Source organism: Piscinibacter sp. PDB1-1 (genome assembly GCF_056675995.1).
In genome coordinates, this window is record NZ_JBWVZJ010000001.1 from 2069169 (window position 1) to 2087201 (window position 18033).

The following is an 18033-nucleotide window of genomic DNA, read 5'->3' on the forward strand; positions in this document are numbered from 1 at the left end:
TGTCAGTCAGCCAGAGCCAGCATGGCACTCAAGCCGGTCGTGACAGCCACCGGATACGCCCACCGGCTGATCGCCGGGTCAGGCTGATCTGCGGACAGCAGTTCGGCCGGGCGGCCCAGCCGGGGCCGACGCGCATCGACCACCTTGATGCCGCCATGGCGCTCATCCAAACGGGTCGCCACTTCGATCAACGGCCGCTTGGCCTGCATTTTCTCGACGCGGGCGCCAGGGTGGGTCTTGAGCAACGGCTCGACCTGGGCGAACAAATCGCTCGACCACCGCTCGCGCCACTGCGCCCGGGCAGGCGCCGAGACCCAGCGCCCGATGTGTCGCGTGAGTGTGGGAGGGCACGCGACCATGATCCAGTGGCTGGGCGCACCGCTGTGCGCCAGCCGCTCCAGCACCGCCTGCGCGTGCGCTGCGTCATTCAGGAACACTGCGATCTTTTCCATCGAATGCCTCCTCGAGGATCACGTGGTTGACGTCGGGCGCTCGGCCACCGCAGCGCGACGGGTGCTCCACCAACCGGCCGCCAACACACCGACGATGAGCACGGCATACGTCGCCAGGCGGCGGGTGAGGCTGGCATCGAAGACGTTGTCCAGCAGCGGTTCGCTCACGATCATGTGGCCGGCGGTGTATGCCAGGACGGCTGCACCAATGTAGATGATCACCGGGAAGCGCTCCACGAGTTTGAGCACCAGGGTGCTGCCCCACACCACGATCGGTACGCTGATCAGCAGGCCGATCACGACCAGCGCGAAATCGCCGTGGGCGGCACCGGCCACGCCCAGCACGTTGTCGATACCCATGAGTGCATCCGCAATCACGATGGTCTTCATCGCGCCCCAGAAAGTATTGGCAGCAGGCGCGTGCGCACCTTCGTCATGACCGGATTGCTGCGCAAGAAGCTTGTAGGCGATCCAGACCAGGCCCACGCCACCGATGGCCATCAGGCCGGGGATCTGCAGCAGCCAAACGACGCCCACCGTCATCGTGGCGCGCACGGCGATGGCACCGACGGTGCCCCACAGGATCGCCTTCTTCTGCAAGTGCGAGGGAAGGCTGCGCGCAGCGAGCGCAATGACGATGGCGTTGTCGCCGGCCAGAACGAGGTCGATCAGGATGATCGCCAGCAGGGCGGAAAACCAGGCGGAAGAGAAGAGTTCCATGTGTGTCCAGAGGAGTTGCACGACAAACGGTGCAAACCGGGTGGAGACAGGACACGGAGGAAATGGGGTCGCCTTCGAGCCTGCCGTCAATCGGCTTGCATCGAAGGTCTTGCTCGGCTGGAGTGGTTGTTATCGCCCAGCAAACCGGAAGCATCGCTTCGTATTGACGGCTTGCTGCAACCCGGGGGCCGCTGAACTGAACTCAGCGGGCGGGTCGAGCTACTCCCCTTCAAGCGAAAATTATAGGCTGGGGCTGTAGCTGCCGGTTGCGTGGATCGTCAATCAGCCGCTCGATTCTGTGAACGACGCTGCAGCCAGAGCCCCACCGAGACCACGATGACGGCGCCCACTGCGCCCGCCAGGTTGACGACCTGGTGCGAAAGCTCGCCGAAGCGAGCGGTGACGGCGGGGTCGGTCAGGAGCATCTCGCCGGCCAGGAAGCCGAGCAAGGCCGCGCCCAAGGTGATGATGAACGGGAAGCGCTCCATGACCTTGAGCAACAAGGTGCTGCCGAACACGATCAGGGGGATGCTCACGGCCAGGCCGATCACGAGCAGGGGCGTGTTGCCCTTGGCCGCGGCCGCCACGGCCAGCACGTTGTCGAGGCTCATCACCAGGTCGGCGACGAGGATGGTGCGGATCGCGGCCATCATGCCGCCCGATTCCTTGTGCTCGTCGCCGTCGCCTTCGTCCTCGTTCAGCAACGAGATGCCGATGTAGACCAGCAGCAAGGCACCGACGATCTTGAGATACGGCCACTTCAGCATTTCGACCGCGATCAAGGTGAGCACGATGCGCATCACGATCGCCGCGGCGCTGCCCCAGAAGATGGCCTTCTTCTGCTGCTCTGCCGGCAACGAGCGCGCGGCAAGCGCAATCACCACCGCGTTGTCACCCGAGAGGATGATGTTGGCGAGGATGATCGAGCCGAGTGCAGCCCAGAAAGCGGCAGAAGTGAAATCCATGCAGGGCCCGCTTGTAGGATGGGTTGGAAAGGCCGCGCGGGGCCTTCCTTGTCGAGCTGCCGTGGATTCTAGAAAGGGGCCCGAACCACCACGTGCGTAGTAGTACGGACCGCCTGCACGATCAGAGCAGGCCCTTGAGCAGCCGGCCCATTTCCGACGGATTGCGCGTGACGGTGAAGCCGCACTCTTCCATGATGGCGAGCTTGGCATCGGCCGTGTCGGCGCCGCCGGAGATCAGCGCACCGGCGTGGCCCATGCGCTTGCCCGGAGGGGCGGTGACGCCCGCGATGAAGCCGACGATCGGCTTCTTCATGTTGGCCTTGCACCAACGCGCCGCATCGGCTTCGTCGGGGCCACCGATCTCGCCGATCATGATCACGGCATCGGTGTCGGGGTCGTCGTTGAAGGCCTGCATCACGTCGATGTGCTTCAGGCCGTTGATCGGGTCGCCGCCGATACCGACTGCGCTCGACTGGCCAATGCCCAGCTCGGTGAGCTGTGCTACGGCTTCGTAGGTCAGCGTGCCGGAGCGCGAGACGACACCCACGCGGCCCTTGCGGTGGATGTGGCCCGGCATGATGCCGATCTTGATTTCGTCAGGGGTGATGAGGCCCGGGCAGTTGGGGCCGAGCAGCAGCGTCTTCTTGCCGCCCTTGGCTTCCTTGGCCTTCATCTTGTTGCGCACTTCGAGCATGTCGCGCACAGGAATGCCTTCGGTGATGCAGATGGCCAGGTCGAGGTCGGCCTCGACGGCTTCCCAGATCGCGGCGGCGGCGCCCGCGGGCGGCACGTAGATCACCGAGACGGTGGCGCCGGTTTGCTGGGCGGCTTCCTTGACAGTGCCGTAGATGGGGATGTCCGAGAACTTCTCGCCCGCCTTCTTCGGGTTCACGCCCGCCACGAAGGCGTTCTTGCCGTTCGCGTAAGCCTGGCAGCCGAGGGTGTGGAACTGGCCGGTCTTGCCCGTGATGCCTTGGGTGATGACCTTGGTGTCTTTGTTGATGTAGATCGACATGTTGTGTGCTCCTGGGCTTACTTCACGGCGGCGACGATCTTCGTCGCGGCCTCGGCCATCGTGTCTGCGCTGATGATCGGCAGGCCGGATTCGGCCAGCATCTTCTTGCCCAGGTCTTCGTTGGTGCCCTTCATGCGCACGACCAGCGGCACGGAGAGGTTCACGGCCTTGCAGGCGGTGATCACGCCGGTGGCGATGGTGTCGCACTTCATGATGCCGCCGAAGATGTTGACCAGGATCCCCTTGACGGCCTTGTTCTTCAGCATGATCTTGAAGGCTTCGGTGACCTTCTCGGCCGTGGCGCCACCGCCGACGTCGAGGAAGTTGGCCGGCTCGCCGCCGAAGAGCTTGATGGTGTCCATCGTGGCCATCGCGAGGCCGGCGCCGTTGACCAGGCAGCCGATGTTGCCGTCGAGGCTGATGTACGCCAAGTCGAACTTGCTGGCTTCGACTTCGGCCGGGTCTTCCTCGTCGAGGTCGCGGTAGGCCACGATCTCGGGGTGGCGGAACAGTGCGTTTGCGTCGAAGTTGAACTTGGCGTCCAGCGCAATCAGGTTGCCCTTGCTGTCGCAGTTCAGCGGGTTGATCTCGACGAGCGACGCGTCGGTGTCCATGTAGCACTTGTAGAGCTTGGCGAACACGTCGACAGCCTGGTCCACCGACGCACCGGTCAGGCCGATGGCTGCAGCCACTTTCTTGCTCTGCTCGACGGTCAGGCCCGCCAGCGGATCGATCATCTCCGTGATGATCTTCTCGGGCGTCGAATGGGCCACCTCTTCGATGTCCATGCCGCCTTCGCTGGAGGCGATCAGCGCGACCTTCTGCGTGGCGCGGTCGGTGACCAGCGACACATAAAGCTCGTTCTTGATGTCCGCGCCTTCTTCGATGTACAGGCGGCGCACCTTCTGGCCTTCGGGGCCGGTCTGGTGGGTCTTGAGCTGCATGCCGAGGATCTCACCCGACAGCTTCTTCACATCGTCGAGCGACTTGGCGAGCTTGACGCCGCCGCCCTTGCCGCGACCACCCGCGTGGATCTGGGCCTTCACCACCCACACCGGGCCGCCCAGCTTCTGGGCGGCTTCGCTCGCCTCTTGCACGCTGAACGCCGGGTAGCCCCGGGGAACCGGCACGCCGGCCTGGCGCAGGATTTCCTTGCCTTGGTACTCATGAATTTTCATCGCTGACTCTCTTCACTCAGTGTTCTGGGAACGGTTGCGGGCGGGTGGGAACTTGGACGCGCCGGGCTTGTACCAGCGCGGGTAATGGAGGCGCACGGCGTTGCCATCGGTGCGCAGGGCATGACAACGGTCGAGCTGGAAGGGTTGGCGCGCATCGGCCGCTTCGCCGCGCGTGTCGATCACGTCGCCGGCGAACGCCTGCACCACGGCAGTGGGCAAAACCTGCGTGAGCTCGGTGATGTGGGTGCAGCCGGCGACGCCGCCGAGCCGCTCCGCCACCGCAAAGCGAAAGCCCTTGAGCAGGTTGAGCCCGACCAGCGCCTGGTAGGCATCACCATGGTCGTCGCATTCGCCGGGGTAGGGCATGGCCCGCGTCTCGGAGCCCGCCTGCAGGATGTTGAAGCGCTCGTCGATGACGAGGCGCAGCAGCATGTCGTGGATGGGTTCGCCGGCACGTCGCACGCTTTCGGTGAGTTGCGTGTCGCGCGTCTTGACGTCGCTGATGACGGCGTCGACCTCCCACAGGCCGCCCCCACGCGCAAAGACCTGGACGTCGATGCGGCGGCTGTGCTTGAGCTGGCGCTCGGGCGCGGCGGGGGGCAAAGCCATTGAAGCGGGGGACAGCGAAGGGGATGGTGGCGGCCGGAAGGCCGTTGGCCCTCATGGCAAACCCTAGAAATGTAGCACCGCATATCGCCACGATATGAAACGGAAGTGCGGTCTTCAGTCCCCGTCGATGGACGCGGCTCCTTGTATGACGCGGCGGATCACCTCGCTTGAAAAGCCCCGCCCGGCGAGGAAGCGCATCTGCCGAGCACGCTCGGCGGCGTCGACCGCCGGTTCACCGAACTTGCGCTGCCAGACCTCGCGGGCGCGGTCGAGCTCGCTGAGTTTGAGCGCCGACGCGGCAGCGTCGCTGAGCGCCACGCCGTGCCGGGCCAGCTCCATGCGGATGCGCAGATTGCCGTAGCGCGCGGCGCGGGCGTTCACGCGGCTTTCGGCGAAGCGCTCTTCGCACAGGTAGCGCTGGGCCACCAGCCAGTCGAGCACGGCGTGCACCTGCTCGATGGCATCGGGCTCGTCTTGCGCATGCGACTCTTTCGCATGCGACAGCAGCTTGCGCCGCATCTCGCTGAGGCTGTGCTCGCGCTGCGCCAGGATCTGCAGCGCTCGTCCCTTGAGCGACAGGCGCGGCCTCATGCGCGGGCTTACTCCTGCGCGGCCGCCTCCTTGGCGGCGCGTGATTTCCTGGTCGGTGCAGGCGCTTCGGCATCGCCATCGGAAGGCAGCAGCGGGATGCCCATGGCGTCGCGCACCTTGTTCTCGATCTCCACGGCCAGCACCGGGTTCTCGCGCAGGAACTCGCGGGCGTTGTCCTTGCCCTGGCCGATCTTCTCGCCGTTGTAGGCGAACCAGGAGCCGCTCTTTTCCAGGATCTTGGCGTCGACGCCCATGTCGATCACCTCGCCTTCACGGCTGATGCCTTGGCCATAGAGGATGTCGAACTCGGCCGTCTTGAACGGGGGGGACACCTTGTTCTTGACGACCTTCACCTTGGTCTCGTTGCCGATGACCTCTTCGCCCTTCTTGATGCTGCCGATGCGGCGGATGTCCAGGCGCACCGAGGCGTAGAACTTGAGCGCGTTGCCGCCGGTCGTGGTTTCGGGCGAACCGAACATCACGCCGATCTTCATGCGGATCTGGTTGATGAAGATGACCATGGTGTTGGTCTTCTTGATGGTGGCGGTGAGCTTGCGCAGCGCCTGGCTCATGAGCCGCGCCTGCAGGCCGGGCAGCGAGTCACCCATCTCGCCTTCGATTTCGGCCTTGGGCGTGAGCGCGGCCACCGAGTCGATGACGACCAGGTCGACCGAGCCCGAGCGCACCAGCGCGTCAACGATCTCGAGCGCCTGCTCGCCGGTGTCGGGCTGGCTGATCAGCATCTCTTGCAGGTTGACGCCGAGCTTTTGCGCGTACGAGGTGTCGAGCGCATGCTCGGCATCGATGAAGGCGCAGGTGCCGCCCAGCTTTTGCATTTGCGCGATGACTTGCAGCGTGAGCGTGGTCTTGCCCGACGACTCCGGGCCGTAGATCTCGACCACCCGGCCGCGCGGCAGGCCGCCGACGCCGAGGGCGATGTCCAGCCCCAGCGAGCCGGTGGAGACGACCTCGATGTCCTCGATCTTCTCGCCCTCGCCGAGCTTCATGATCGAGCCCTTGCCGAACTGCTTTTCGATCTGGGCCAGAGCGGCTTGCAGGGCCTTGGCCTTTTCGGTGTTCAGTGCCTTGACGGGTGCGTCCATGAGAATCTCCTTGTGAATCAATCAGTTAGAGCCTGCTCATAACAACAGGCTGGATGAATGAACAGCATTCTGCGAGGCTTGTAGATCAAAGTAAACCCACTTTATGGTCAGTTTGCCTTACTATCGATAGATGTCTGGCGATTGGAGACAAACCCACCTCGGCCGTTTGCTGGGCCATGCGATGCGCCGCTTCGACGAGCGCGTGCTGGCCCTGATGGCGCGCAATGTGGAGGTGCCGCTCGCGCTCTCCAACCTGGCGGCGCGCGCGCAGGTGAGCGCAGCCCACATCCACATCACGCGACACCTGGCGCTGGAGGGCTCGCGCCTCACCGACCTGGCCGAGCAGGCCGGCATGAGCAAGCAGGCCATGGGCGACCTGGTCGACCAATGCGAGGCCTGGGGGTTGGTGAAGCGCGAGCCCGACAGCCGCGACAAACGGGCCCGCCTGGTGCGCTTCACACCCACCGGGCTGGCCTGGCTGGCGGCCTTCGAGCAGGCGGTGGCGCAGGCCGATCTCGAGTTCCGCGACGAGCTTGGCGCCGAGGTGGCCACAGTGGTCGCCCTGGGTCTGGAAGCCTACGCACTTCAATAGAATCCGACGACACGCCGCACGCACCGCGGAGCCACCAGGAGACAGCAATGCGGATACTGATTGCCGAAGACGATCAGGTCCTGGCCGACGGGCTCTTGCGCACCCTGCGCAACTCGGGCTATGCGGTCGATGCGGTGGCCAGCGGCACCGAGGCCGATGCCGCGCTCGGTTCGCATGAATTCGATCTGCTGATCCTCGACCTCGGCCTGCCCAAGATGCACGGCCTGGAGGTGCTGCGCAAGCTGCGCGCGCGCGGCGCCACGGTGCCGGTGCTGATCCTCACAGCAGCCGACAGCGTGGAGCAGCGCGTCAAAGGGTTGGACCTCGGTGCCGACGACTACATGGCCAAGCCGTTCTCGCTGCAGGAGCTCGAAGCGCGCGTGCGCGCGCTCACGCGGCGCGGGCTGGGCACGGCCTCCAGCCTCATCAAGCACGGGCCGCTGACCTTCGATGCCACCGGCCGCGTGGCCTACATCAATGACCAGATGATCGAACTCTCGGCGCGCGAGCTGAGCCTCCTTGAAGCGCTGCTGCAGCGCTCGGGCCGGCTGGTGAGCAAGGACCACCTGGTGGAGCGCCTGTGCGAATGGGGCGAAGAGGTGAGCAACAACGCGATCGAGGTCTACATCCACCGGCTGCGCAAGAAGATCGAGCAGGGCCCCGTGCGCATTGCAACCGTGCGCGGCCTCGGCTACTGCCTGGAAAAAATCCCCGGATGACCGTTCGCAGCCCTTGCGTGAGCGACGCGAGACGCCCATCGGGCGCAGAGTCGGAGCCCCTGGGCAGGAGCGAAGCGTCGGGGGGGCCATAGCCCATGGGATTCCCGCGCGAACAACGCTCCCTGTTTGGCGAGATCCTCGACTGGATGCTCGCGCCGCTGCTGCTGCTGTGGCCCATGAGCGTGGTGCTCACGTGGCTGGTCGCGCAGGGCATTGCCAACAAGCCGTTCGACCGCCAGCTCGGTGAAATGGCACGCCTGCTCTCGCAGCAGGTGAGCGTGCAGCAACTGGCCGACGGCAGCGCGCGGGCGCAGTTCACGCTCACGCGCAGCACGGCCGACCTGCTGCGTGCCGACGAGGCCGACACGCTCTACTACCAGGTGCTGGGCCTTCGCGGCGAGCTGCTGAGCGGCGAACGCGCGCTGCCCGCACCGGTCACGGGTGACGAAGACCGCGCCACTGCCGGCCAGCTTCGGTTTCGTGACGACGAGGTGGGCGGCACGACGGTCCGCGTGGCCTACGTTTGGGTCGTGCCGCCGGAGTCGCCTTCTGCCCAACCGGTTCTGGTTCAAGTGGGCGAAACGCTGGGCAAGCGCTCGCGCCTGGCCACCGAGATCATCAAGGGCGTGATGCTGCCGCAGTTCGTGATCCTGCCGCTGGCGGTGCTGCTGGTGTGGCTGGCGTTGGTGCGTGGCATCAAGCCGCTGCATGAACTCCAGCAGCGCATCCGCCACCGTGAAAGCCACGACCTGAGCCCCATCAACGAGCGAGAAGTGCCGGAAGAGGTGGCGCCCCTGGTGCGAGCCATCAACGACCTGCTCGCGCGGCTGGACCGCAGCATCGGCACGCAGAAGCACTTCCTGGCCGACGCAGCCCACCAACTCAAGACGCCGCTGGCGGGCCTGCGCACGCAGGCCGAGCTGGCGCAACGCGAGATCGATGCCGGTCAGCACGACCCGCAGGCCCTGAAGAAGTCGCTGCAGCAGATTGCGCGCAGCAGCCAACGCGCAGCGCGCATGGTCAACCAGTTGCTCGCGATGGCGCGTGCCGAGGATGCCTCGCAGACACAGAACCTCCAGGACACCAACCTCGCCCGTGTGGCCACCGAGGTGGTGCGCGACTTCGTGCCGCGTGCGCTCGAGAAGCGCATCGACCTGGGGTACGAAGGGCCCGCCAACGGCAGCCAGCACCCCGACGCGCTGATGGTGCGCGGCCAGCCCGTGCTGCTGCGCGAGCTCGCGCGCAACCTCGTCGACAACGCCCTTCAGTACACGCCGGAGGGCGGCACGGTCACGGTGCGCGTGGTCGACGACCCGTTCGGTCAGGTCGTCGTGCTGCAGGTGGAGGATTCAGGCCCCGGCATCGCCCCGGCCGAGCGCGACAAGGTTTTCCTCCCCTTCTACCGGTCCCTCGGCACGCAAGTCGATGGCTCCGGGTTGGGTCTGGCGATCGTGCGCGAGATCGCGCAGGCGCACCATGCCGAGATTGCGCTGGAAGACGCGAACCTGCGTCACCGCATCGGCATGCTCGCCGACCACGGCGGTGCAGCGTTCGGCCCGGGCGCGCGCTTCACGGTGCGCTTTCCGGCCGCGAATCCTCGGCCACCGGGCGGCACCGCGCATTGACCCTCGCGCTGCAGTGCAGCATTCGGGCGCATAGACTGGCCTCGACCACAGAAGGAGTCTGCCCATGCCCGCACCACGGGAAGCACAGCCCGACCCCAGTGCGCCACGCGCCGTCGACCTGGCCCTGCAAGGCGGCGGCTCGCACGGCGCCTTCACGTGGGGCGTGCTCGACAGGCTGCTCGAAGATGACCAAGTCGCTTTCAAAGGGGTGTCTGGCACGAGCGCCGGCGCGCTCAATGCCGCGGTGATGGCCACCGGCTTCCAGAAGGGCAAGCGCGAAGGCGCGCGTGAAGCACTGGCCGAGTTCTGGCGCGACGTGAGCCGCTCCGGCTCGATCTTCTCGCCCTTCTCGAACGCGCAGCGGCAGGCATTCAATGACACGCTGCAGTTCGACAAACTCCCAGGCTATCAGTGGATCAGCGCGTTCTTCCGCTCGTTCAGCCCCTATGAGTTCAACCCCCTCAACCTGAACCCGCTGCGCGACGTGCTGCGCCGCCATGTCGACGAGACGGCGCTGCACCGCAGCCCGCTCAACCTGTTCATCACCGCCACCAGCGTGACCACCGGCCAGGCGCGCGTGTTCACAGGCCGCGAGCTGTCGATCGAGGTTCTGCTCGCCTCCGCCTGCCTGCCCTTCCTGTTCCAGGCGATCACCATCGACGGCGAACCCTTCTGGGACGGCGGCTACAGCGGCAACCCGGCCATCTACCCGTTGATCTACAACACCGAGGCACTGGACATCCTTCTCGTGCGCATCAACCCGCTCGCGCGCGAGACCACGCCCACGCGCAGCGAGGAGATCATCGACCGCGTGAGCGAGATCACCTTCAACGCCACACTGATCGCCGAGATGCGCGCCATCGCCTTCGTGTCGCGGCTGGTGCGGGAGGGCCACCTCGACCCGGGCAAGTACAAGGACCTGCGAGTGCACATGATTGCCGACGATGCCGAGATGGGGCCGCTCGGAGCCAACTCCAAGTTCAACACCGACCGGGCGTTCCTGGAGGGACTGTTCGAACTGGGGCGCAAGACGGCCGACACCTGGCTGGCCAAGCACAAGGGCGACATAGGCGTGCGCAGCAGCGTCGACCTGGAGCGTGAGTTCCTGCGCCGGCCACAGCGCCGCAAGAGCGGCTGAGCGCGTTCAGCGCCGGCGCAGCATCTCGAACAGGCTGGCGTCGTCCATCGCGGCGAAACCGCTCTCGCAGGCGCGTGCGAACAACGCCGCGGCTTGCTCCCCCAACGGCGTGGCGGCGCCCGCCTCGCGCGCCATGCCGAGCGCGAGGTGCGTGTCTTTCTTCAGCAGGGTCGTGTGGGCACGCGGTGCATAGTCACCCATCACGGCGCGGCGCATGCGATCGCTGCCGATCCAGCTCTGCCCGCTCGATTGCTCGATCACCGCCAGCGTGCGTGGCAGGTTCAGGCCCATGCGTTCAGCCAGCACCATGGCCTCGGCCGCGCCCGCTAGGTGGATGCCCGCCAGCAGGTTGTTGACGAGCTTGGTACGGGCGCCATCGCCCGGCCGTTCGCTGATGTGGAACACCTTGGACGACAAGGTGTCGATCAAGGCACGGTGACGCGCGAGCACGGCCTGCGGGCAGGCGAGCATGAGGCTCATGCTGCCGTCGCGCGCGCGTTGCGGGCCGCCGGACATCGGAGCATCGAGCCAGTCGATGCCTCGCTGCGCCAGGCTATCAACGATGCGCTCGGTCTCGGCCGGCGCGATGGTGGGGCAAAGCATCACGGCACGGCCCGCAGCGAGCGCGGCCATCGCGCCGTTCGGGCCGAACAGCACCGACTGGGTCTGCGCCGCATCGACCACGGACACGATCACCACGTCACTCGAAGCGGCCAGGCCCGCGGGTGTGCTGCATGCCATTGCGCCAAGGCCGACGGCCTGCGCTTCGCGCTGCGGGTCGATGTCGTTCACCGCGACGAGGTAACCGAGCGAGAGCAGCCGCTCGGCCATCGCGCCGCCCATGTTGCCCACGCCGATGATGCCTACGCGGGCCATGGGCAGGCCGCTGGACTCGGATAGGTGCGGCGTGGCCACGGCTGCACTCGGCGCCTCAGCGCTGCATGTAGCCGCGGCTGCGCGAGATCGACATCAGGATGCCCAGCCCGAGCCCGAGCGTCACCATCGCCGTGCCGCCGTAGCTGATGAAGGGCAGCGGCACGCCCACCACCGGCAGGATGCCGCTCACCATGCCCATGTTGACGAACGCGTAGGTGAAGAAGCTGAGCGTGATGGCGCCGGCCAGCAGGCGCGAGAACACCGTAGGCGCTTCGGCCGCGATCATCAGCCCGCGGAAGATCAGGAAGATGAACCCGAACAGCAGCACCGCGAAGCCCGCAAGGCCGAACTCTTCGGAGAAGGCGGCGAAGATGAAGTCGGTGGTGCGCTCGGGGATGAACTCGAGGTGCGTCTGCGTGCCCTTCATGAAGCCCTTGCCCGACAGACCGCCCGAGCCGATGGCGATCATGCCCTGCAAGATGTGGAAGCCCTTGCCCAGCGGGTCGGTCGTCGGGTCGAGCAGGGTGCACACCCGGTTCTTCTGGTACTCGTGCAACACGTGCCACTCCACGCCGGGCTGGCAGATCCGGTCTTCCGACAGGATCAGCGCCGCGATGGCCACCACTCCTACGAAGAGCACCGGGAGGATGAGCTTCCACGACAGCCCCGCGAAGAAGATCACGAAGATGCCCGCCGAGAGCACCAGGATCGCGGTGCCGAGATCGGGCTGCTTGACGATCAGCCCCACCGGCACGGCCAGCAGCAGCAGCGCCACCACGAAGTCAGGCGCACGCAGGTGGCCTTCGCGCTTCTGGAACCACCACGCGAGCATCAACGGCACGGCAATCTTCAGAATCTCGCTCGGCTGGATCACCATGCCCACGTAAAGCCAGCGTGTCGCGCCCTTCTTGGTGATGCCGAACAGCGCCACCGCAATCAACAGCGCGACGCCGACAAGGTACAGGGGCACGGCGAGTTGCATCAGCCGCTGCGGCGGCACCTGTGCCACCACGAACATGATGCCGGCGGCCAGGAGCATGTTGCGACCGTGATCGACGAAGCGGGTGCCGTGGTCGAAACCGGCCGAGTACATCGTGACCAGGCCCACGGCCGCGAGCCACAGCACCGCGACGAGCAGATAGCCGTCGAAGCCGGTGAAGATGGGCTTCAAGCGCAGCCACGGCGAGGGTTTGCTGAAGGTGGCGCTCATGGCCGCGCCCCCGATGCCGCGCTGGCAGGGCGCGCTGGCGACCGCACGCCGACGCTCGATGCGCTCGTCGATACAGGTGCCGAGGCCGATGCCCGAGCCTGTGCCACCCCCGATGCAGGCGCGGCACTCCCCGCGGCCGCCACCGGGATCAGCTCACCCGCGCCGCCGACGCTCAGTGCGGCCGACAGCGCGCCGCTGCCGACGATCGGTACGTCGTCGACCGAGCGCGGCACACCGACCGGCGCAGCGGACTTGCCTTCCTGTGTGAGCAGGATGTCTTCTTCGCTCGGGTACACACCCAGCAGCAGGTAATCCATCACACGCCGCGCGATGGGGGCCGCGCTGGCGGCGCCGAAGCCCGCGTTCTCAACGATCGCCGCCAGTGCCACCGTCGGTGCCTCGACCGGTGCGAACGCGATGTACAGCGCGTGGTCGCGCTTGTGTTCCTCCAGCTTGGAGGCGTTGTACTTCTCGTTCGCCTTCACGCCGACGGCCTGCGCGGTGCCGGTCTTGCCGCCACTCACGTAGCCGGCACCGGCGAACACGCGCGTGCCCGTGCCACCAGTCGTCACCTGCTGCATCGCGTTCTTGATCACCTTCACATGCTCGGGCTGCAGCAGCAGCGGGTCGAGCGCCGCGTGCGCGACCTCGCGGCGCTCGTGCGTGACGATGTCCTCGACCTCACGCACGAGCCGCGGCTTGTACCGCTGCCCGCCCGAGACCAGCGTGGAGACGGCGCTGGCGAGTTGCAGCATGGTGAAGTTGTTGTAGCCCTGCCCGATCCCCAGCGAGATCGTGTCGCCCGGGTTCCAGCGCTTGGCCTCCGGCCGCTTGAAGTAGCGCTTCTTCCATTCGGTCGAGGGCAGCAGGCCGGTCAGCTCGCCTTCGATGTCGATGCCGGTACGCCGGCCGAATCCGAAGGGCTCGAGCTGGTCGTGGATGGTGTCCACGCCCAGGTCATTGGCCAGCGAATAGAAGTACACGTTGCTCGACAACGCGATCGCACGTGTCATGTCGACCGGCCCGAGGCCATGGTCGCCGTGGCTGCGGAACGTGTGGTTGCCGAACTGGTAGTTGCCACCGTCGAAGATCACCTGCGTCGCGCTGCGCTTGCCGGTATTGAGCGCAGCCATCGCCATGAAGGGTTTGAAGGTGGAGCCGGGCGGGTAGGTGCCGCGCATGGCCCGGTTCAGCAAGGGCTTGTCGATGGAGTCGTTCAGCTCGCGCCACGATTCGACATCGATGCCGTCGACGAACAGATTGGGGTCGAAGGTCGGCATGCTGACGAAGGCGAGCACCTCGCCATTGCGCGGGTCGATTGCCACCAGCGCGCCGCGCCGGCCGCCGTAGAGCCGCTCCACCAGGGCTTGCAGCTTGATGTCGATCGACATCACCAGCTTGTGACCCGGCGTCGGCGGGTTGCTCTTGAGGCGCCGCACGGCGCGGCCACCCGCGCTCGTTTCCACCTCTTCGATGCCGGTGGTGCCGTGCAGGTCGGCCTCGTAGCTTTGCTCCACGCCGAGCTTGCCGATGTATTCGGTGCCACGGTAGTTGTCGAGCTGCTCCTCGGGCCAGTCGTCCATCGCGGCCTTCTCGGTCTGGTTGATGCGCCCGATGTAGCCCAGCAGGTGGCTGCCCACGTCGCCCAGCGGATAGTTGCGAAACAGCCGTGCCTTGATGTCCACGCCGGGGAAGCGAAAGCGCTGCGCCGTGAATCGCGCCACCTCTTCGTCGCTCAGCTTGGTGCGGATCGGCAGCGACTCGAAGCTCTTGCTCTCGTCCATCAACCGCTTGAAGCGCCGGCGGTCGCGCGGCGTGATCTCGATCAGGGCCTCGAGCGCGTTGATGGTGGCTTCGACGTCGTCCACCTTCGAGGGCATGATCTCCAGCGTGTAGGCCGAGTAGTTGTTGGCCAGCACCACCCCGTTGCGATCGACGATCAACCCCCGGTTGGGCACGATCGGCACGACCGCGATGCGATTGTTCTCGGCCTGCGTGGCCAACTCGTCGTGACGCACCACCTGCAGGAGCACCAGCCGCGCGGCCAGCAGCCCGAACGCGATCAACACGAACGCCGCAGCCGCCAGCAGCCGGGTGCGAAACCGCCCCAGCTCCTGCTCGACATTGCGCAGTTCAGTCAAAGCGCCTCCGGCAACTCAAGGCGGGCGCAGCCACGCCGCCCCTCAAACAACACCCGCGGATCCGGCTCCGCCGGTCCGCCAGGTGACGCCCCTCGGGGGCTGAGCCGGGACACAAACAGTCCAGTGGGCTGTTTGTGCCTGGCGAAGAGCTGGGCCTCTGGCACAGCGCGGCCTGCAAGGCGGCAGCGAAGCGACTGGGGGGCCACATCACAACGGCCGATTCTGATCCGGATCCGGCGGCCTGCGCTGCGGCGCCAGCAGCAGCCCCGTGACCACCGGCCACAGCAGGCTTTCGATCACCGGCGCGAGCATCACCTCCCACCCGGGGAGCATGCCACCCATCAGCATGCGCACGACCATCGACACGGCATGCGCCGCGACGAAGAGCGGCAGCACCTGGAGCGATTGCGACAGCACGCCGAACCAGAGCAGGCGGCGATGGATGGTGATCGCAAAGAACGACAGCAGCGTGTAGGCCAGCGCGTGCTGCCCGAGCACGGCGCTGTCGTGCACGTCCATCATCAGGCCGAACATGAAGGCCACACCCAGCCCGACACGACGCGGCTGGTGCACGTTCCAGAACACCAGCACGAGCGCCAGGAAGTCGGGCAGATACGGCGTACGCCCAAAAGGCACGAGGTTCAAGGTAAACGCGAGCAGCAGCGTGAACCACATGAACAGCGGGTTCACCGGCAACAGCAGCTGGTCGGCGCCGCGCGGCATCATGGGGCGAGCCCTCCGAGTCGATGCGCCGTCGTCATCTGCGCGGCCCCTTCTCTTTCTTGGCTGCCGCAGACGCCGCGTCGGCGGGTGGCTCCGCCGGCCGCGGTGGCATCTGAACGCCCACCGGTTCGAGCACCAGCACATGGCGAACGCCGTCGGGTTCGGCCAGCGTGGACAGCGCGATGCGCGCAAAGCCGGAGTCGACACGCCGGTCCACGCTCACCACCTTGGCCACCGGGATGCCGGCAGGGTAGACGCCGTCCACACCGGAGGTGGAGAGCAAGTCGCCCACCTGCACGTCGGCGTTGCCGGCCATGAAGCGCAGCTCCAGCCCGGCACCCGTCGAGTTGCCGAAGGCGGCGCTGCGCGCCTGGGTGCGCGAATTGAGCACCGGGATGGCGGCCTCCTTGTCGGTGAGCAGGGTCACCTCGGCGCTGTACGGGAAGACGCGCGTCACCTGGCCAAGCACGCCCACCTCATTGATCACCGGCGACGACACCACCAGGCCATCGCGGTTGCCTCGGTCGATGATGACCTTGCGCGAGTACGGGTCCGGCGCGTCGTACAACACCTCGGCCGTCTGCGATCGCACCTTGATGGCCGAGCGCAGATCGAGCAGCGCGCGCAGGCGGGTGTTCTCCTGCGTCAGCTGCTCCACGCGCGCCGCCCGCTCCGACTGCTGCACCAGCGCCAGCCTGGCCTCGGCCTCGCCCTGGCGCGCGGCCGCAAGGCCGATCACGTACTCGTAGGCCGCCACGCAGGCATCGACCGGTGCGCGCAACCCGCGCTCGACCGGGTTGAGCGCGGTGGCCACCACTGCCCGCAACGGCTGGGTGACCTTGAAGCGGGTGTCGGCCACCATCAGGAAAAGCGACAGCGCCGAGAAGAACACCAGGCGCGTGAACGCCGACGGCCCCTGGCGGAAGAAGGGCGGCGGGGTGCGGTCGAGAGTGCCGAGTGGCATGGGCGCTCAGTGGGAGACGTGAGGCGTGGAAGGCGACATCGTACGAAGCAAAAAGGCCGGCCACGTCTGGCAACGCGCCGGCCTCGTGATGTGGGTCACGCTCACTCGGAAGTGAAGATCGAACCCAGCCGCTCCATGCGCTCCAGGGCCATGCCACAACCGCGCACCACGCAGGTCAGCGGGTCTTCGGCAACGAGCACCGGCAGGCCGGTTTCCTCGGCCAGCAGGCGGTCGAGATCGCGCAGCAGCGCGCCGCCACCGGTGAGCATCATGCCGCGCTCGGCGATGTCGGCACCGAGTTCGGGCGGGGTCTGTTCTAGCGCGTTCTTCACGCTGGAGACGATCTGGTTCAGCGGGTCGGTCAGCGCTTCGAGGATCTCGTTGCTGCTAATCGTGAAGCTGCGCGGCACGCCTTCGGAGAGGTTGCGGCCCTTGACCTCCATCTCGCGCACTTCGCTGCCGGGGAAGGCGGAGCCGATTTCCTTCTTGATGGCTTCGGCGGTGGGCTCGCCGATCAGCATGCCGTAGTTGCGGCGGATGTAGTTGATGATGGCTTCGTCGAACTTGTCGCCGCCGACGCGGACCGAGCCCTTGTAGACCATGCCGCCCAGCGAGATCACGCCGACCTCGGTGGTGCCGCCGCCGATGTCGACGACCATCGAGCCGCTGGCCTCGCTGACCGGCAGGCCGGCGCCGATGGCCGCGGCCATGGGTTCCTCGATCAGGTAGACCTCGCTCGCGCCGGCGCCCAGCGCCGATTCGCGGATGGCCCGGCGCTCGACCTGGGTGGAACCGCAGGGCACGCAGATGATGATGCGCGGGCTCGGCTTCAGCATCTTGGAGTCGTGAACCATCTTGATGAACTGCTTGAGCATCTGCTCAGTCACCGTGAAGTCGGCGATCACGCCGTCTTTCATCGGGCGGATGGCCTCGATGTTGCCCGGCACTTTGCCCAGCATGGCCTTGGCTTCGGCGCCGACCGCCTGGATGGTCTTCTTGCCATTCGGCCCGCCTTCGTGGCGGATGGCGACGACCGAGGGCTCGTCGAGCACGATGCCCTTGCCACGCACATAGATCAGCGTGTTGGCGGTGCCCAGGTCAATGGCCAGGTCGGTGGAGAAATAACGACGGAGGGAAGCGAACATGTTCTTTTTCGGCAGATCGGCAAGCGCGACGGCCAACGGTGGCACGCGACGCGCGAGGCGATGTGAATGGAGTGTGAGGTAGCTGGCTTTCAGGCCCGCGCGCCCGATAGAAATCGAGCGCAAAGGCGGAATATGGTTCCAAGCATTCATGAAAATGCGGCAAACCCTTGGATTTCCTTGGGTTTTCGCCTTCAGCAGAGGCTTGTGGATAACCGGGGATAATACTGCATCACCCCTGGTTTTCGACCCCTCGGACACCCTTCCTAG

General features: G+C 66.4%; 18 protein-coding genes. 4 read left to right on the forward strand and 14 right to left on the reverse strand.

Going from position 1 to position 18033, the window contains the following annotated elements; all coding sequences use genetic code 11:
* Positions 1-2 precede the first annotated feature (2 nt).
* From AC1KAR_RS09550 to recA, 8 genes are all read right to left on the reverse strand, one after another.
* Entirely contained in the window at positions 3-452 is a 450-nt protein-coding gene (locus AC1KAR_RS09550) for a hypothetical protein (RefSeq protein ID WP_480316840.1), read from the reverse strand.
* A gap of 18 nt (positions 453-470) precedes the next feature.
* Complete coding sequence (locus tag AC1KAR_RS09555; protein ID WP_480316842.1) at positions 471-1172, reverse strand: TerC family protein; 702 nt, start codon at positions 1170-1172, stop codon at positions 471-473.
* 278 nt (positions 1173-1450) lie between these two features.
* Complete coding sequence (locus tag AC1KAR_RS09560; RefSeq protein WP_480316844.1) at positions 1451-2137, reverse strand: TerC family protein; 687 nt, start codon at positions 2135-2137, stop codon at positions 1451-1453.
* 121 nt (positions 2138-2258) lie between these two features.
* On the reverse strand, positions 2259-3152 hold the full coding sequence (sucD, locus tag AC1KAR_RS09565) for a succinate--CoA ligase subunit alpha (protein WP_480316846.1): 894 nt from the start codon (positions 3150-3152) through the stop codon (positions 2259-2261).
* 17 nt (positions 3153-3169) lie between these two features.
* Positions 3170-4330 carry an ADP-forming succinate--CoA ligase subunit beta gene (gene sucC / locus AC1KAR_RS09570; RefSeq protein ID WP_480316848.1) on the reverse strand — a complete coding sequence of 387 codons (1161 nt, stop codon included), beginning with the start codon at positions 4328-4330 and terminating at the stop codon, positions 3170-3172.
* Positions 4331-4342: 12 nt separating this feature from the next.
* Complete coding sequence (locus tag AC1KAR_RS09575) at positions 4343-4939, reverse strand: DUF2889 domain-containing protein (protein WP_480316850.1); 597 nt, start codon at positions 4937-4939, stop codon at positions 4343-4345.
* A 114-nt stretch (positions 4940-5053) separates the two neighbouring features.
* On the reverse strand, positions 5054-5530 hold the full coding sequence (recX, locus tag AC1KAR_RS09580; protein ID WP_480316852.1) for a recombination regulator RecX: 477 nt from the start codon (positions 5528-5530) through the stop codon (positions 5054-5056).
* Between the two features lie 8 nt (positions 5531-5538).
* Positions 5539-6633: a recombinase RecA gene (gene recA, locus AC1KAR_RS09585; protein ID WP_480316854.1), complete on the reverse strand. Its 1095-nt coding sequence runs from the start codon at positions 6631-6633 to the stop codon at positions 5539-5541.
* Positions 6634-6763: 130 nt separating this feature from the next.
* Here recA and AC1KAR_RS09590 point away from each other — a divergent pair, with 130 nt between their 5' ends.
* The 4 genes from AC1KAR_RS09590 to AC1KAR_RS09605 all read left to right on the forward strand — a co-directional run bounded on the left by AC1KAR_RS09590 (position 6764) and on the right by AC1KAR_RS09605 (position 10707).
* Positions 6764-7225 carry a MarR family winged helix-turn-helix transcriptional regulator gene (locus tag AC1KAR_RS09590; protein WP_480316856.1) on the forward strand — a complete coding sequence of 154 codons (462 nt, stop codon included), beginning with the start codon at positions 6764-6766 and terminating at the stop codon, positions 7223-7225.
* A 47-nt stretch (positions 7226-7272) separates the two neighbouring features.
* Positions 7273-7944 (forward strand): response regulator, encoded by a 672-nt coding sequence (locus AC1KAR_RS09595; protein ID WP_480316858.1) that lies wholly within the window; start codon positions 7273-7275, stop codon positions 7942-7944.
* 95 nt (positions 7945-8039) lie between these two features.
* Positions 8040-9569 carry a sensor histidine kinase N-terminal domain-containing protein gene (locus AC1KAR_RS09600; RefSeq protein WP_480316860.1) on the forward strand — a complete coding sequence of 510 codons (1530 nt, stop codon included), beginning with the start codon at positions 8040-8042 and terminating at the stop codon, positions 9567-9569.
* A gap of 64 nt (positions 9570-9633) precedes the next feature.
* Positions 9634-10707, forward strand: coding sequence for a patatin-like phospholipase family protein (locus tag AC1KAR_RS09605; protein WP_480316862.1), 1074 nt, complete (start codon positions 9634-9636; stop codon positions 10705-10707).
* A gap of 6 nt (positions 10708-10713) precedes the next feature.
* Here the strand turns inward: AC1KAR_RS09605 and AC1KAR_RS09610 are convergent, their stop codons facing one another.
* The 6 genes from AC1KAR_RS09610 to AC1KAR_RS09635 all read right to left on the reverse strand — a co-directional run bounded on the left by AC1KAR_RS09610 (position 10714) and on the right by AC1KAR_RS09635 (position 17766).
* Positions 10714-11622 carry an NAD(P)-dependent oxidoreductase gene (locus AC1KAR_RS09610; RefSeq protein ID WP_480316864.1) on the reverse strand — a complete coding sequence of 303 codons (909 nt, stop codon included), beginning with the start codon at positions 11620-11622 and terminating at the stop codon, positions 10714-10716.
* Between the two features lie 16 nt (positions 11623-11638).
* On the reverse strand, positions 11639-12793 hold the full coding sequence (gene rodA, locus AC1KAR_RS09615; RefSeq protein ID WP_480316866.1) for a rod shape-determining protein RodA: 1155 nt from the start codon (positions 12791-12793) through the stop codon (positions 11639-11641).
* Entirely contained in the window at positions 12790-14934 is a 2145-nt protein-coding gene (mrdA, locus tag AC1KAR_RS09620) for a penicillin-binding protein 2 (protein ID WP_480316868.1), read from the reverse strand. The genes rodA and mrdA overlap by 4 nt, the downstream gene beginning before the upstream one ends.
* Positions 14935-15141: 207 nt before the next feature.
* Positions 15142-15660 carry a rod shape-determining protein MreD gene (mreD, locus tag AC1KAR_RS09625; RefSeq protein ID WP_480316870.1) on the reverse strand — a complete coding sequence of 173 codons (519 nt, stop codon included), beginning with the start codon at positions 15658-15660 and terminating at the stop codon, positions 15142-15144.
* A gap of 31 nt (positions 15661-15691) precedes the next feature.
* Positions 15692-16621: a rod shape-determining protein MreC gene (gene mreC / locus AC1KAR_RS09630; RefSeq protein WP_480316872.1), complete on the reverse strand. Its 930-nt coding sequence runs from the start codon at positions 16619-16621 to the stop codon at positions 15692-15694.
* 101 nt (positions 16622-16722) lie between these two features.
* A complete protein-coding gene (locus tag AC1KAR_RS09635; RefSeq protein ID WP_480316874.1) occupies positions 16723-17766 on the reverse strand; it encodes a rod shape-determining protein in 1044 nt (347 codons plus the stop codon).
* Positions 17767-18033 lie beyond the last annotated feature (267 nt).